14 protein-coding genes are annotated in these 16525 nt (G+C 48.8%); all 14 read right to left on the reverse strand.

Annotation, left to right across the window (positions count from 1 at the left end; genetic code table 11):
* Nucleotides 1-165: 165 nt before the first annotated feature.
* Nucleotides 166-1302 carry a cell division protein FtsZ gene (gene ftsZ / locus ABMB67_RS05970; RefSeq protein ID WP_251221941.1) on the reverse strand — a complete coding sequence of 379 codons (1137 nt, stop codon included), beginning with the start codon at nt 1300-1302 and terminating at the stop codon, nt 166-168.
* A 39-nt stretch (nt 1303-1341) separates the two neighbouring features.
* A complete protein-coding gene (gene ftsA, locus ABMB67_RS05975; RefSeq protein WP_251221940.1) occupies nt 1342-2619 on the reverse strand; it encodes a cell division protein FtsA in 1278 nt (425 codons plus the stop codon).
* A gap of 194 nt (nt 2620-2813) precedes the next feature.
* Nucleotides 2814-3170, reverse strand: coding sequence for a small basic family protein (locus ABMB67_RS05980; RefSeq protein ID WP_251192062.1), 357 nt, complete (start codon nt 3168-3170; stop codon nt 2814-2816).
* Between the two features lie 4 nt (nt 3171-3174).
* On the reverse strand, nt 3175-3882 hold the full coding sequence (locus tag ABMB67_RS05985; RefSeq protein WP_251221939.1) for a DUF881 domain-containing protein: 708 nt from the start codon (nt 3880-3882) through the stop codon (nt 3175-3177).
* Between the two features lie 4 nt (nt 3883-3886).
* Nucleotides 3887-4597, reverse strand: coding sequence for a DUF881 domain-containing protein (locus tag ABMB67_RS05990; protein WP_251221938.1), 711 nt, complete (start codon nt 4595-4597; stop codon nt 3887-3889).
* The gene (locus ABMB67_RS05995; RefSeq protein WP_354571389.1) at nt 4581-5360 is read right to left on the reverse strand and encodes a cell division protein FtsQ/DivIB; all 780 of its coding nucleotides are present in this window, start codon (nt 5358-5360) and stop codon (nt 4581-4583) included. The genes ABMB67_RS05990 and ABMB67_RS05995 overlap by 17 nt, the downstream gene beginning before the upstream one ends.
* Nucleotides 5361-5434: 74 nt before the next feature.
* Nucleotides 5435-6364 carry a UDP-N-acetylmuramate dehydrogenase gene (gene murB / locus ABMB67_RS06000; protein WP_390189647.1) on the reverse strand — a complete coding sequence of 310 codons (930 nt, stop codon included), beginning with the start codon at nt 6362-6364 and terminating at the stop codon, nt 5435-5437.
* Nucleotides 6365-6424: 60 nt separating this feature from the next.
* Nucleotides 6425-7513: an undecaprenyldiphospho-muramoylpentapeptide beta-N-acetylglucosaminyltransferase gene (gene murG / locus ABMB67_RS06005; RefSeq protein ID WP_354571390.1), complete on the reverse strand. Its 1089-nt coding sequence runs from the start codon at nt 7511-7513 to the stop codon at nt 6425-6427.
* A gap of 373 nt (nt 7514-7886) precedes the next feature.
* The gene (gene spoVE / locus ABMB67_RS06010) at nt 7887-8987 is read right to left on the reverse strand and encodes a stage V sporulation protein E (RefSeq protein WP_354571391.1); all 1101 of its coding nucleotides are present in this window, start codon (nt 8985-8987) and stop codon (nt 7887-7889) included.
* A 350-nt stretch (nt 8988-9337) separates the two neighbouring features.
* Complete coding sequence (gene murD, locus ABMB67_RS06015) at nt 9338-10690, reverse strand: UDP-N-acetylmuramoyl-L-alanine--D-glutamate ligase (protein ID WP_354571392.1); 1353 nt, start codon at nt 10688-10690, stop codon at nt 9338-9340.
* Between the two features lies 1 nt (nt 10691).
* Nucleotides 10692-11666, reverse strand: a complete 975-nt coding sequence (gene mraY / locus ABMB67_RS06020; protein WP_251221932.1) for a phospho-N-acetylmuramoyl-pentapeptide-transferase — start codon at nt 11664-11666, stop codon at nt 10692-10694.
* Nucleotides 11660-13045: a UDP-N-acetylmuramoyl-tripeptide--D-alanyl-D-alanine ligase gene (locus ABMB67_RS06025; protein WP_251221931.1), complete on the reverse strand. Its 1386-nt coding sequence runs from the start codon at nt 13043-13045 to the stop codon at nt 11660-11662. The genes mraY and ABMB67_RS06025 overlap by 7 nt, the downstream gene beginning before the upstream one ends.
* Entirely contained in the window at nt 13039-14502 is a 1464-nt protein-coding gene (locus tag ABMB67_RS06030; RefSeq protein WP_251222230.1) for a UDP-N-acetylmuramoyl-L-alanyl-D-glutamate--2,6-diaminopimelate ligase, read from the reverse strand. The genes ABMB67_RS06025 and ABMB67_RS06030 overlap by 7 nt, the downstream gene beginning before the upstream one ends.
* Before the next feature lie 79 nt (nt 14503-14581).
* Nucleotides 14582-16501 (reverse strand): stage V sporulation protein D, encoded by a 1920-nt coding sequence (locus ABMB67_RS06035; RefSeq protein ID WP_251221930.1) that lies wholly within the window; start codon nt 16499-16501, stop codon nt 14582-14584.
* Between the last annotated feature and the right edge of the window lie 24 nt (nt 16502-16525).

Here is a 16525-nt window from a genome sequence, read left to right on the forward strand (position 1 = left end):
CTTTTGCCTGACAGCTGGGGAATAATGCCGGAATGAGAGGAAGGAATAAGAGAGGGAAAAGAAAAAAGCTTAAGACAAAAGGTTGGCTTACCTTTGTCTTAAGCTCTGACAATGATCGCTTATTTAAGTGGAAAAGGATGGCGTCCTTTATCGACAGCCCTTTTCCTAACGGTTCCGGTTGCGGCGGTTGCGTAAGAAAGTCGGAATATCCAGCGTGTCCGTCGGCTCAGGCGCCGGCTGACTACTCGGCTGACTGAAGCGGTTTTCTTTCGCTCCTTCATCATGGGAGGAGGCTGGTGAGCCTTTTACCGGCTTCGGCGCAGAAGGGCGCTGATGCGGCTTGCTTTCTACTTCTTCAAAGCCCGTCGCAATAACCGTGACGACAATTTCGTCCTTTAAGTTCTCATTAATAACCGAACCAAAAATCATATTGACTTCAGCATCGGAGGCGGCTGATACAATTTCAGCTGCTTCATGCACTTCATATAAAGACAGATTGGAACCGCCGGTAATGTTCATCAGAACACCCTGTGCTCCATCAACCGACTTCTCCAGCAATGGACTGGAGATGGCTTTTTTCGCCGCTTCACTGGCGCGGTTTTCACCTGTAGCGATCCCGATTCCCATTAAGGCCGAGCCTTTGTCGCTCATAATCGTCTTCACATCGGCAAAATCAAGGTTAATCAGCCCAGGTGTCGCAATCAAGTCGGAGATCCCCTGAACCCCTTGACGCAATACATTATCCGCTTCTCTGAACGCTTCCAGCATCGGCGTGTTTTTATCGACAATCTCCAATAGACGGTCATTCGGGATCACAATCAGCGTATCAACCTTTTCCTTTAAGGCTGCGATTCCGGCAGCAGCCTGGGTCGAACGCTTTCTCCCTTCAAAGGTAAAGGGACGTGTCACAACCCCTACGGTCAGCGCGCCAAGATCTTTGGCAACCTCAGCAATAACAGGAGCAGCACCCGTACCTGTGCCACCGCCCATTCCGGCTGTAATAAATACCATATCGGCACCTTGCAATACTTCCTCAAGCTGCTCGCGGCTTTCCTCAGCGGCTTTTTTGCCGATTTCAGGGTTCGCACCGGCCCCGAGACCTCTTGTGAGCTTCCCCCCAAGCTGCAGCTTTGCTTCAGCCTTTGATAGATGAAGGGCCTGGGCATCCGTGTTCACCGCAATAAATTCCACACCCTGCAAACCGTTCTCAATCATCCGGTTGACGGCATTGCTCCCACCGCCGCCAACGCCAATTACTTTTATTTGTGCTAATTGATCCATATCCATTTCGAACTCTAACATATATAAGGTCCTCCTAATCAGACTGTGTATCCGTCGTCACTACTCAAAAAAGACTTTAAACCAGTTTTTTACTTTTCCTTTTGCTTTTTGTTTTGCCTGTGAAGGAGCAGCCGGCTCCTGTTTCTCCCGTTTTGCAGGAGGCGTGGCATCGGGAGAACTGACAGCTGCGGCCACTTCCCGACCCTGGACTTTGAAATTTTTATAAGCAAACTGAATGAGCCCGACCCCTGTTGTATACTGGGGTTCTCTGACACCAAGATAATCAGGCATGGCCATTCGTACATTGCCCTGGAAAAGCTCACTCGCAAGCTCTAATATTCCCGGCATCATCACCGTTCCTCCTGTAAGCACATAGCCACTCGGAAAATCACGGTAACCAAGACGATTGATTTCACGATAAATCAATTCAAAGATTTCTTCGACTCTCGGTTCAATGATATGGGCCAGCTCATACTGCGTACAATTCTCCGCCTCAGCACGACCGATCGCCGTCATTTGAAAATGCTCGTCCTCTGAAGCATCATCAATATACGCATGACCATGCTTGACTTTAATGCGCTCTGCTTCATCTGTCGAAACTCGTAAACCGATCGCAATATCATTTGTAATATGGTCTCCGCCGACAGGAATAACGGATGTAGCCTGCAATGTCCCTTGTTCAAATATCGAAATTGTTGAAGAACCTCCGCCTATATCAACGAGGCAGACACCCAGGCTCTTTTCATCCTTTGAGATCGCAACCGTACCTGTCGCCAACGGCTGTAAACAAATATCTGCGACCTGCAGCCCTGCTCGTTCAACACAGCGAAGAAGATTATGTAAAATTGTTTTCGATCCGGTAATGATTGTTCCTTCCATTTCGAGTCTTACCCCGATCATTCCGCGCGGGTCATTAATTTCATCCAAGCCATCCACGATAAATTGTTTAGGGATGACATCAATGATTTCCCGTTCGGGCGGAACAGACACGACCTGCGCAGCATCAATGACGCGCGCAATATCTTCGTCGCCGATTTCCCGATCCGAGTTCGAAACAGCTACCACTCCATGACACGGTTGGAGCTGCACATGATTGCCATTGATGCCGACAATCACCTGTTTAATAGAAAGCCCCACCATCCGCTCCGCCTGATCAATCGCCTGACGTATCGAGCGCACTGTTTCATCAATATCAACAATGGAGCCTTTCTTAATCCCGGTCGAACCGGCTTTACCGACCCCAATGATATTCATTGTTCCATTTGACATTTCCCCAATAATCACTCTGACATTGGATGTACCGATGTCTAAACTTACGTAAATCTCGTTGTTGTTCAATCTGTGGCACCTCCTTGTGTACTCACGTTCATTCCATAAAGCTCTATATGATTTCGTCTTTTCGTTTTACATGTACCTGCGTGACTGGCTAAAATCCGCGAGGTTACTAGACTTATTCAACATAGAACTCTGTTATCCTTTTCAAAACGTTGATTTTCTTAATTTTTTGTTTTTATGCTCACTTTTCCATTTCTTTACTCATTATGATGCTGCTTTGTCTGCCAATTCGCCAGCAGCATCCGTCGAATTACTGCAAGATTGTTAAAAAGACGAACACCGAAGGCAAAAATAGCTGCTAAGTATAAGTCTACACCAAGATGCACACCTAGAAAAGCTAAACCTGCTGCCAGGAGAATGTTAAAGAAAAAACCTGTCACAAACACATTTGAGTCAAATGTCTCTTGCAAATAAGCACGGATCCCGCCAAATAATGTATCCAACGCCGCCAAGACAGCAATTGATAAATAGCTCGTGTATTCAGCAGGCACGCGAAAATCCGTCATAAGACCTAAAATAATCCCGATTAAAAGCCCGATGATTGGCAACCACATTCTTCTATTCCTCCTTCACTTCCTCCATGTAGCGCACCCTTGGTGTTTGATCGTAGGCTGGCAGCTCCAACTCTTCTACTATTTCGAACGTCACCGAGAAGCCTTCTATCTCAAAATATTCGACTGATTCGGAAACGACCATCTGATTTTGGAGCGTTTCCGCCTTTTCAGATAGTACTTTTACTTCAATTGGAAGTGGTGGAAGACGCCTGCTATTTAAATGAGTCATGTTATTCACATCCCGAAAGGCAGAGGTTGAGATAATTCTCTCATTTTCAACTGCAATGCTTTCGGCTCCGTAAATATTTAATTCATTAATTAAAAAGCGAAAGACGTCGGCAGGAGGAGTTCGTCTTGCCTGTCCAAAAAACTGCTCGTGATAAAGGGAATCAATCGTAACAAGCAGTCCCGGACCAACTTCTTCTTCCAGACCGGCTTCCTTACGCAGGGCGGCAATTTGTTCGGACAGCACATCCGAAATATCGTCTTCGCGATTATGAAGTGTTTGTTCATATTGCGCAAGCAGCGCCTGCGCTTTCTCGATTTCACTATTTAATTGCTGATGTCTTTCCTGCTCCGCCATTAGCTCGCGGCGCAGTTCCCGGACATCCCGCGTATCTCTGACAACCGGTTCCTGTGTTGTGTGAAACTGAATCGCCAGCATAAAGCCAATTAGAAACGTGATAATCGTAAAGATCCATTTCTGTTGCAACTCATCACCTTCCCTCTGTTAAATGAGGGCTTAACAAGACATAGTCCTTTTTCTGCATCCGTACACTGATTTCATCATTCACTAGCTGATCCTTCACTCCGCCATACAGCGAAAGCGCTGCTTCTAAATGGTCGGGATCCCCTATCGCCGTGACGACAAACGGCGCTGACGATGTATGGCCGTCTATACGGATCACCGGGCCAACGCATTGAATGTAGGATTGATGTGAAAGCCGGTACCCGTTTATCGCAATCGCTTCCGCTCCGGCGACATAAAGCTCGTGGACGACCCGTTGAATATGAAACTCATGAACAATATAATCATTCGGATTCGCTCCGTCCGGCATGTAGGAGGCATCCTCCAATGCGACTTCGATTCCCGGACCTTCAACCGGAACTTGTCCGACAATCTTTCGTAACCGCTCCAAATCCTCAAGTAGATTCCTCGTCTTCGCCTCTTGTTCTTCATCTAATGACGATAAGCTATCCTCTAGCTCTCGCACCTGATCCTGGTACAAACGTAAATCCTCAGCGAGCGACCGGTTCGCGGCCTGTTCCAAAATGATCTGATTTCTCAAATCATCCTCGTATTGCCATTGACGCTCCGGTATGTTCGCAGAACGGCTTTCATTTGTTAATTCATAGCTTAAAGCAATGATAAAACCCGTCACAAGTAAGACGAAGGATAGGATAATATGTTTACCCTTCACCTTCACTGTCGTCTTCCTCCTCTACCACAAACTCCTCGAAATAAGGACTCATCCGCATATGAAGAATTCCTTTTTTTTCTGGATCAAGGTCACTGACAATGGAGGGGTAAGGGGCAATCTTTTCTGAAAATCCTCTAATTGTCGAATGTACCTCAATCCCATCTGTCATATATAACACGAGAGCGAGTGGATCACTTTCATTCGGCGTCAAAAAAATCTCCGAAATGCGTTCAATCAATTGCGGGGGAACCTTGGCCAGCTCAGCGGATAATTCCGCCAGTGCCTCACCCTGCTCAAAGTTCATCAGCAGCGGCGCATCGGCCGGATATTCCAGCCTCGGCAGTTCATCTAAATACCGCCCTGTTTCGAGAATCGGATAATAGTGCTCATTCGCATATAAATAGCCGATTCTGGCGTGCTCACGAATCACAAGCCGGACGGTATTAAACCACTTCCGTTCCACAGAGGCGGCCGCTATTTCCTCATCGTCCAGAAGCCGGTCGATGATCGCCGCTTTATCTAAGTTCCAAATGCTTGTCCCGCCCTTAATTCCGCTTAATTCCACTACTTTCTCATCACTGATAAACTGATTTCCCTCAACCGTTACGCTCTTCACATGGCTAAGTGGCGACTGGAAATAAACCATGACCAGCAGCAACAAAAAAAAGAAGGATAAAAAAAACAGCAGGCGCCTGTTAGCACGCTGTTTCCGCTGTTCTTTCAGCGTAGGAATCCGTTCATTTATCGTTACGACCTTTTCCTTACTCATGATTCACTCCCCGATCTGTCCTGCAGCCGCTTTTGTCTCGTTGACCTCACACCTATTGTAACATATCCTAACGGTTAAAAAGTGGTCTTTTCATTTCTTTCATTCCGCCCGATCATTTCCACTTCGGTATGCAGTTCAATCTGATAGCGCTCTTTAATTGTCGCCTTGACGTGGGCAATTAAATCAAGGACGTCCTGCGCTGTAGCGTCTCCCAAATTGACGATGAAATTAGCGTGCATCGTCGATATTTGCGCCCCGCCAATTTGATAACCCTTTAAGCCGGATTCTTCAATCAATTGCCCGGCATATTGCGGAAGCGGGTTGCGGAACACACTGCCACAAGTCGGATGCTTCCATGGCTGGGATTCGCGGCGATAATCTTTATTCGCCTGCATTTTTTTCACAATTTCCGTTTTTTCACCGCGTGTTAAGGCAAACTCAGCCTCAAGGCAAATCCCCTTTTCCTGTTGCAGCCTGGAAGTCCGGTACGAGAAATTCATCTCCTCATTCGTTATCCATTCCAGCCGCCCATCGGCAAATAAAACCCGTGCTCTCGTCAAAATCTGCGAGATGTCGGAGCCATGCGCACCGGCATTCATAAAGACTGCCCCGCCGACTGAACCAGGAATTCCCCCCGCGAATTCCAAGCCGCTTAATCCTTGCCGGCTAATAAGAGTTACCAGTTTAATTAACGGGTAGCCTCCTCCAGCCCGGACGAGTTCACCGTCAACAGTCAGCTCATCAAGTCCTTTGCCAAGCTTGATCACTACTCCTTCGATCCCCTCGTCCGCAACAAGCAGATTGGAGCCTCTGCCAATGACACGCCACGGCACTTCATACTCGGCAATGACCTCCATCAGCCGCTTCAATGCCGGCAAACTGTACGGCTCAATCAAGACGTCAGCCGGCCCCCCGATTTTCCACGTCGTATGATTTGCCAACGGTTCCTGACGTTTGATGAGACCAAGCTCTTCCCGTTCCATCAGCTCTATCAGTTGTTTTATCATGTTCATCCCTCATTTCCTTCGTCGCAAATCTCTTCTATTTGTATGCTGTTGCCCCACTCATCGTGCAGCCTCAGTCAAGGCACGGTACAGCCGCTCGGCCGCATCCGGGACACCGAGTTCTTTCGCGGCATCACGCATGCTGCGCCACTTCGTTTCATCGGTCAAAATGGTGTCAATATCCTCAAGCAATGCGCTTCCACTCATCTCCTGCTCTTTTCGTACAAGCGCCGCCTCATTTTCCGCAAGTGAGCGCGCATTTTTTTCCTGATGGTTGTTCGTCACATACGGACTCGGAATCAGAATGCTCGGCAAGCCCAGCGCCGTTACTTCAGCAAGCGTCGTCGCCCCGGCACGCGCGACAATTAAATCAACAGCCGCCAGCACATCAGGCATATTATGGATGAACGGCTTAATGATGACATTATCAGGCTGCTTTCCTTTTATCGCTTCCGCAACGGCGTCATAATGCACGCTTCCGGTTACATAGACGACCTGATACGGCTTTTCGGAAAATTTTTCGATTACAGAAAGAAAGGCGTCGTTAATCGGCCTCGCTCCACGGCTGCCCCCGACAATCAGCACAGTTTTTTTCAACGGATCAAGTCCGAGCGATTGCTGACCGGCACGGCGATCGACGTTCTGCACTTCGGACGCCCGCGGATTTCCGGTAAAGATTACTTTCTCCTGCGGAAAAAACCCCCCTGCCTCTTCAAAACATATCGCCACGCGATCGACGTAGCGGCTTAAAAATTTATTCGTCAGGCCCGGTACACTGTTTTGTTCATGAATGACCGCCGGGATGCCCATTTTTGCCGCCGCATAGACAACAGGGCCGCACACATACCCACCGGTGCCAATCACGACATCGGGTTGGAACGCGTTAAGCATTTTCTTGACCTGCGTCGTTCCTTTTAAAAATCTCATGATCGTTTTGACGTTATCAAATGATAGTTTCCGTTTAAACCCCGTAATATGAATCGTTTGAAACGGTATGTTCTCACGCGGGATGATTTCACTTTCCAGCCCTTTCTCTGTTCCTATGTATAAAATCTCCGCATCGCGATCTTGTTTTTTGATTTCATTTATTAATGAGAGAGCTGGGTAAATATGACCACCAGTTCCACCACCGCTAACAACTACTTTCATCCGTTACCTCCAACTGTATAATCAATCACAAAGCAGATTCCCATTGTATCCACTATTTCCATTTTATCACGAACATAACTTGGATTATACCGAGAACCTATGTAATCTTTTCGATTTTCGCTGTTTGATGTCAAAAGCCTGTGAATCGTTCCCACTGCTTTAGGGGTGTGGCAAAAGGTTGTTTTTTACTTTTTTCCCAGCCTCTCTAAGCAATGAGCGGAACCGCCACGATCTTTTAAAGCCCGTTGTGAGTGGGTTTCTCACAACGGGCTTGTGGCGTGTCAAGCCATTGCCAGTAGGTCCAAAGCTAGTTTTGTCTCAAGCTCGTTCTAATACAAGCTGCTGAAAAAGGACGCTTTTCAGTCGCCTCGTTCTATACCCTGACATGACGACTGATATTTAACAGCACTCCTAACGAGACAAGCATCAAGGTCAAGGAGGAACCGCCATAGCTGAGAAGCGGCAAGGTGATGCCAGTTACCGGCATTAGGCCGATGACCACACCAATATTGATCATCACCTGGATCGCAACCATGGAAATGATTCCAACGGCCAGGAAGCTGCCAAATAAATCCGGTGCGCCTAAGGCGATCCGGATCCCGCGCCAGAGCAAAATTCCAAATAAACAAAGAACAATTGCCCCGCCGATGAATCCAAGCTCTTCCGCCAGAATCGCAAAGATAAAATCCGTTTGCGGCTCCGGTAAATAAAAATATTTCTGTCTGCTTTCCCCGAGTCCCATCCCCATCAGGCCGCCGGGTCCAATCGCATATAGCGACTGAATGATCTGAAAGCCGCTTCCTAAAGGATCCGACCACGGATCCAAAAATGAGGTGATCCGCTGGATGCGGTAAGGGGCAGAAGCGATCAGAGCGACAAATCCCGCCACCCCGAGCAAGCCAAGCCATAAAAAATGGCTTAATCTCGCTCCGGAAACAAAGATCATGATCACACATGTGCCGACCATCACCGCCCCGGTGCCAAGATCCGGCTGAAGCATGATCATACCAAAGGCAAGCAGCACAAGGGAAAGCGAAGGAAGAAGCCCCTTCTTAAACGAGACAATCTTCTTTTGATTTTCAGAAAGAAACTTGGCAAGAAAGACGATCATCGCCATCTTCATGAATTCCGAGGGCTGAATCGAAAATGCGCCTACTCCAAGCCAGCTTCTTGCCCCGCCCCGCACGAGACCGACACCGGGGATCAGAACGATCACGAGCAGCAAGAAACAAATGATCAGAATCAGCTTGGCCCATGTTCGCCATGTCCAGTAATCGACTTTCATCATGAAAAGCATCGCCACAACACCGACGCTGGAGAAGAAGAGCTGGCGCTTGGCGAAGAAAAAGGAATCGTCAAAACGATACGTCGCCCAGGCTTCACTTGCACTATAAACCATCACGAGTCCAATGACGAGAAGAGCTATCGTTGTTGCAAACAATACATAATCAGGTGTTGCTTTTGATCTGGCCACCGAAAACACCTCAATCCACCACAATTTAAGTCAGGTCTCACCTTAAATGTATGCGTAGACAAAGGAAAACATGTCCCTAAGCAATGCGCGGAGCCGCCACGATCTTTTAAAGCCCGTTGTGAATCGGTTTCTGACAACGGGCTTGTGGCGAGTGAAGCCTTTGCTACTATTGTCCCATCCTCTAGTAGCGGCGCGCGGAGCTGTTACAACGGGGGTGTTCGGAGGAGGCCTATGTATGAGGATACTGAAAAATCATTACTAAAAAGCTGCTGAAAAAGTGAAACCTGTACTTTTTCAGCAGCTTCGCCATGAAAGGGCTTGTTCCTCCAAGACATCCCCCTCGGCTTTACCTATTCAAGCGCCATAACCGCTTCTGCAAAACGGCTGCCGCGCTCTTCAAATGTTTTGTACTGATCCCAGCTTGCGCAGGCCGGAGACAGCAGAATTACGTCGTTTTCCGCTGATTGCTGGTACGCTTTCTTCACCGCATCCTCCACCCATTCAGCGAACAGAATCGTTTCAATTCCGGCCGCTTTTGCCGCCTTGGCAAGCTTATGCTTCGTTTCCCCGAACGTAATAAGCGTGCGAACGTTTTTCAACGAAGGAACGAGCTCATCAAATTCATTGCCGCGATCAAGACCACCTGCAAGCAGAATAATCGGCTGTTCAAATGCCTCCAGCGCTTTTTGCGAAGCAAGGATGTTCGTCGCCTTCGAATCATTATAAAAACGCCGGCCGTTCACTTCCCGCACAAATTCAAGCCGGTGGGCGACGCCGCTGAAGGAGGTAAGAACCTTCACGATTTGTTCTCTCACTGCGCCCATGCTGAGGGCCGCGCCGATTGCCGCCAAAATATTTTCAATATTATGCGCGCCTGGCAAGACGATCTCATCGGTATGAATAATCGGCTCGCCCCGATACGAAATGACTTGATCTTGACAGGAGACTCCTTCCGGAAGCTCACGTTTGAGCGAAAACGGCAGCAGCCGGGCTGCGCTTGTCGCCGCGACCGCCGCAACAAGCGGATCATCGGCATTATAGACAAAAAGATCCTCTTCGGTCTGATTTGCTGTAATTTTTGCTTTCGCCTGCACATAAGCTTCCTTCGTGCCATGGTAGTCCAGGTGAGCGTCAAACAGGTTTAACAGGACGCTCACTTTTGGCTTAAAGGATGTCGTCCCCTGCAATTGAAAGCTGGAAACTTCAAGAACGAGAACATCGTCCGCATTTGCCTGCTCGGCGACTTCACATGCCACCGTCCCAATATTGCCAGCAATTAACGGCGTGCGCGCCCCGCCGTGCAGCATTTCATAAACTAAAGTCGTTGTTGTCGTTTTCCCGTTCGATCCAGAAATAGCAATGATTTCCGCCTCACTCAATAAATAAGCAAGCTCAATCTCCGTCACGACTTCTATCTCTTTTTCCTGAGCCGCCAGAATAATTGGATTCGTGTAAGGAATGCCCGGGTTTTTGACGATAAGATCAAAGCCTTCATCCACTAAAGAAAGAGGATGTCCGCCACACACTACCGGCACGCCTTCTTTTTCTAATTGCTGCGCCTGGTCATTTTCGTCATAAGGCTTCGCATCGTTCACAACAATATGAGCACCAAGTCTTAGTAAAAGACGAGCCGCTGCTTCACCACTTTTGGCCAGGCCGAGGATCAGTATTTTCTTATGTTGAAATTGCTCAGCTGATTTCATTTTACATCCACACCTCTATATAAATTCCAATGACCGCCAAGACCATCCCGACAAACCAAAAGGTGACAACAACCCGCCACTCAGACCAACCCGATAGCTCATAGTGATGATGCAATGGACTCATTTTAAATACACGTTTTCCTCTTGTTTTAAAAGAAATAACTTGAATAATGACCGATAATGTTTCAATTACAAAGACCCCGCCGACAATAATCAGTAAAATCTCCAGCTTTGTCATAATCGCGATCGCCGCCAACGCTCCTCCAAGAGCAAGCGAACCGGTGTCGCCCATAAACACTTTAGCCGGGTGAGCGTTGAAAACGAGAAATCCTAACACCGCCCCGACGACAGCCGCACTAAAGATCGACACGTCAATCAGTTCAAGATTCCAGGCCAAAACAGCGAATGCGCCAAAGGCGACAGCCCCGGTACCCGCAAGCAGTCCGTCCAGTCCGTCGGTCAAATTAACGGCGTTCGATGCGCCGACGAGCATAACAATGACAAGCGGCAAGTAAAACCAGCCGAAGTCAATCGAAAGCGATGTCGCTGGAATCGCCACCTCTGTTGACAGTCCCATCTGTCTAAGACCGAAATAAAACAAAATCGCAATCAACAGTTGACCGGCAAGCTTCTGTTTGGAGGTCAAGCCTAAATTCCGCTTTTTGACTACTTTAATGTAATCATCAAGAAAGCCGACAAGGCCAAAGCCGACCGTTACGAGCAGCAGGAGAGCGATCTCCTGACTGAACGCCAAGAAGCGCATGGAAATAAACAAGGAGGCAAACAGAATGGAAAGAACGATCACGATTCCTCCCATTGTCGGCGTCCCGCTCTTCTTCTGATGGGATTTCGGGCCTTCTTCACGGATACTTTGCCCGAATTTCAGCCTTCTTAAAAACGGGATAAAAAGGGGCGAAAGAATGACGGCAATGACAAATGATAAAACTAATGTCAGCAATAATACGCGTTCTAGCATTCATCATTCCCCCTTTCCATCGTCTGATAAGCGTCAATCACTTCTTCTAATTTCATTCCTCTTGATGCTTTAAATAATATTGCCGTCCTGGCATCAGCTAGTGTTCGTATGTAAGCGGCCGCTTCGTCCTTCGAGCGCGCCCAATGAATGACAAGTCCTGCAGTGGTGCTTTTGATTGCTTCAGCCGCAATCCAGCGCGCTTTCTCGCCGATGCAAATCAGGTGAGTGAGCGGTTCGGAAATGACGTCAGCTACCTTTCGATGCAGCATTTCTTCCTCGTTCCCAAGCTCATACATATCGCCGAGAACCGCAATCCTTTTTTCAAATCCCGGTAACGCTTTGACCGTTTCAATTGCCGCCATCATTGAGGTCGGGCTTGCATTATACGCATCGTTAATAATTAGCTCTCCCTGCTTTCCCCGTTGCTTTTCAAGCCGCATACCCGTTAAGGAAACGGACTCCAGTCCGCGCCGGATCGCCTCCTGTGGCACGCCGATTTGGCGCGCTGCGGCAATAACGAAGCCGGCATTTTTTACATTATGCTCACCAAGCAGCGGCAGTGAAAAGCGGCCGAGATCGGCAAATTGGAATGAATAGCCTGCCTCGCTTGCGTTCACCGCCGATAGGATCGCATCACATTGTCCGGAAAAGCCGACCGTGCAAGTCGCTTCTTTCCGGTAAGGATTCAGCAAGGACTCATCCCCGTCTATAATGACAGTTCCGCCTTTTTTTAGCCCGGTCGTAATTTCCATTTTGGCTTTGGCGATCCCTTCCCGGCTGCCCAGCTGCTCCAGGTGGGAATCGCCAATATTGGTCACGATGGCCACATCCGGCAGCGCAATTTCACTTAATAAGGCGATTTCGCCAAAGCCGCTCATTCCCATTTCCAAAATGAGATACTCACATGTTGCCGGCATCGCTAAGATCGTTAATGGCAAGCCAATATGATTGTTATAGTTTCCCTGTGTTTTATATGTTTCTTTGTGCAAAGAAAGAACAGCAAATAACAAATCTTTGGTCGTCGTTTTTCCGTTGCTGCCGGTCACGCCGATAACAACCGGATCAACCTGTTGGCGATAGGCCCCGGCCATCCGCTGCAGCGCCGCGAGCGTATCCTTGACGAAATAAAGCTGAAAGTCGTCAGGCAGCTTTTCCGGCAACGGATAATCCGCCTGCCACAAGGCCGCTGCCGCCCCTCCTTCAATCGCCTGAAGCAGAAAGTCGTGACCATTGAAACGGTCGCCGACAAGCGGAACAAACAAGGAGCCGGGCTCCAGCTTCCGCGTATCGGTCGCAACAGAACGAAAGCCTTCTTCCCGCTCCTTTTCCTCTAATCTGGTGGACTCAATAAGCCCTTCTAATAAAGCTGGACTTAACATGAAGACATCCGCTCCTTTATCGCCCGTCTCGCCACTTCGCGATCATCAAAATGAATCGTTTTGCCATTTAGGATCTGGTACGTTTCATGTCCTTTTCCGGCAATGATGACGATATCTCCCGCCTCGGCTTCTGCCACCGCCCGTTTGATTGCTTCTTCCCGGTCCAAAATCACCTCATAAGTCCCCTCTTCTACGCCGGTCACCATATCGGCAATAATCGCTGCCGGCTCCTCAGAGCGCGGATTATCAGAGGTGAAAATAGCCTTACTCGCATAGTCAACAGCGATTCTGGCCATAACTGGCCGCTTTGTCCGATCCCGGTCACCGCCGCAGCCGACGATCGCAATCATGTCTTTTTTTGCAAATTCTCGCACGGTTTTTAATATGTTTTCAAGGCTGTCAGGTGTATGGGCATAATCGACAATAACCGTATAATCCTGCCCTTCATCAACCGTTTCAAACCGCCCGGCCACGCCCTTCACCTGCTCGAGGCTCGCTTTGATCTTTTCAAGCGGTTCCCCCAGGACGAGAGCAGCCGTTGCAGCAGCAAGCGCGTTGTAGACGCTGAACATCCCAATCAGCCGCATCGACACCGTCACTTCCTCGTTAAAGGCCGTTAACCGAAAGGAGGTTCCTGACGCTGAAATGCGGATATCTGTCGCCTTCACATCGGCCTGTTCTTTAATCCCGTACGTGACGACGGTTGCGGCCGTCATTCTGGCAAGCTCCTGTGAAGCGGCGTCATCAGCATTGAGGACAGCAACCTTATCACTGAACGTATTTCCTAATTGGGCAAATAAAAGGCCTTTCGCGTATAAATAAGCATCAAGCGTATCATGATAATCAAGGTGGTCCGGGGTTAAATTGGTGAAGACCGCGACGTCGAAATCACAGCCGCGTACTCTCCCTTGGTGAAGAGCGTGGGAAGAAACCTCCATCATCGCCCGGTCAACACCGGCCTCTACCATTTCAGCAAACAGCTGTTGCAGCGTGAGCGATTCAGGCGTCGTATTTCTTGTTTCATACTGCTCATTTCCAATCTTCGTATACATCGTTCCAATTAAACCGGTTTTCTTTCCATCGTCCTGCATGATTTGCTCAAGCAGATGGGTGACCGTCGTTTTCCCATTTGTTCCAGTGACCCCGATCAGCTTTAGTTTTTTTGTCGGATTATCATAAAAGTGACAGGCAAGCTGAGCCATTGCCCGCTTCGTATCACTGACAATAATGACAGGGACCGAAACGGGCAGCGGCCGTTCGGCAATGATCGCCACCGCCCCGCGCTCCTCAGCCTGCTTCGCATAATCATGCCCGTCAACCGTATAGCCTTTCACACAAAAGAAAGCCGTCCCTTCTGTGACCTTCCTTGAATCCATCTCCAAAGAATGGACAACCGGGTTTTCCGTTATTCCGTTGGCTTGAAACCGTAACGGTGCTACTAACTCTTTTAATTTCATCATGTCCAAAACCTCTCAATCCATCATTTCACACTCTAGTTGGCATGTGCACACTAGGATTATTTTAGACGTTCTCTCTCTATTTGTCACCCATATAAAGGCGGATTGTCGATCCTGCTGTCACTTTTACACCCGGCTCAGGGGACTGGGCTAATACATTTTGCCCCTCACCTTCCACTTCAAGCTGCAGCTCATAATAGGAATCAAAAATCTCTCTTTTCGTTCTCCCGACTAGATCTGGCACCTCAAGCAATGGTTCATCGCTCCAGACAAGCTCTTTTTCAATCTGTGTTTCGCGCGGCTCAACCCCCATCGCTCTCAAGCTATCGCCGATCACTTTTCCAACAATTGGCGCCGCGACGATTCCGCCAAATTGCAGGGTGTCCTTCGGATTATCAACCGCAACATAGACGACAATTTGCGGATCATCGGCCGGGGCAAATCCAATAAATGAAACGATATGGTTATTTTCCAAATAACGTCCATCCTTGGCTTTTTGCGCTGTTCCTGTCTTCCCGCCGACGCGGTAGCCATCCACAAAAGCCCCTTTCCCCGTTCCAAGCGCGACCACGCTTTCCAGCGCATAACGCAGCTTTTCCGATGTCTCCGGTGAAATCACCTGGCGCTTCGCCGTAGGGGTGTGCGCTTCGACGACCTCGCCTGTTAGCGGGTCAATCCATTCCTTCGCCAAATAAGGCTGATACAAATAGCCACCGTTAATAGCGGCGGACACGGCAGCGACCTGCTGAAGCGGTGTCACGGCCACCCCCTGACCGAAAGCGGTAGTCGCCTGTTCAAGCGGTCCGACGTTTTCCCGGTTAAACAAAATCCCGGTTCCTTCGCCCTGTAAATCGATCCCTGTCTTTTCCCCGAAGCCGAAATCCTCAATGTAGTCAAAAAGACGGTCTTTGCCAAGCCGTTCTCCGAGTACGACGAACCCCGGGTTACAAGAATTCTGAACGACCTCTAAAAACGTCTGTTGACCGTGTCCGCCTTTTTTCCAGCAGCGTAAATTCCTTCCTGCCACTTCAATATAGCCCGGATCATAGAATGTATCGTGCTCTAGGTCGACCTCTCCCTCTTCCAGTGCAGCGGCTAATGTAATAATTTTAAAGGTCGAGCCTGGCTCATATTGCATCCAAACCGGCTTATTCTGATTATATATCTCCGGCGGCACTTCCTGAAACTCTTCTGGGTTGTAATGAGGCCGGCTGCTCATTCCAAGGATTTCTCCCGTATTAGGGTTCATCGCGATCGCGATCGCCCCATCCGGATTATAGGTTGCCTCCGCGATATCAAGCTCCCGCTCAATGATCGTTTGCACCCTGCTGTCAATCGTCAGCCTCATGTCAAGTCCGTTGACTGGAGCTGTATATTCATCAGCCAGGTTCGGCATCCGGTTCCCTTTTGCTGTCGAAAAGAAGGAAACATGTCCTTTCTCGCCTTTTAATTGTTCATCATAATACAACTCAAGGCCTGTCAAGCCTTGATTGTCAATCCCGGCAAAGCCGAGCACATGAGAAAGATAGCTGCCAAAAGGGTAATGCCTTTTACTATCTTCGGCAATATAGACACCCGCTAAACGCAAGGCACGCACTTCACTTGCTTTTTCTTTCGTAATCTTCCGCCCCTCCGGATTGATGCGGACAATGGATTCTTTTTTTGTCACCAGTTCATATGCTTTCTTATGATCCATATTTAATACCGCTGCAAGCTGTTCCGCTGTATCGACCGGATCCTGCACTTGACGCGGCACGACAAGGATCGAGGGTGCACTTACATTTGTAGCGAGCACGACATCATTCCGGTCACGGATTTCTCCCCTCTTTGCTTCAAACGGAACATCCCGGCTCCAGGAATCCTCCGCCCGGTCAGTCAGCCAGTCACCAAGCGCAAATTGCACATATCCAAGTCTCAGCCCGATAATGAAAAAGACAGCCAGTCCAGCGAAAAGGACAAAAATGAGGCGTTTGCGTACTGTTACATTCGACACTCGCACAATGATCCCCCCGTATCTCTATTC

Origin of the sequence: Halalkalibacter oceani, from assembly GCF_040544555.1 — a bacterium.
Classification (GTDB): Bacteria; Bacillota; Bacilli; order Bacillales; family Bacillaceae_D; genus Halalkalibacter; species Halalkalibacter oceani.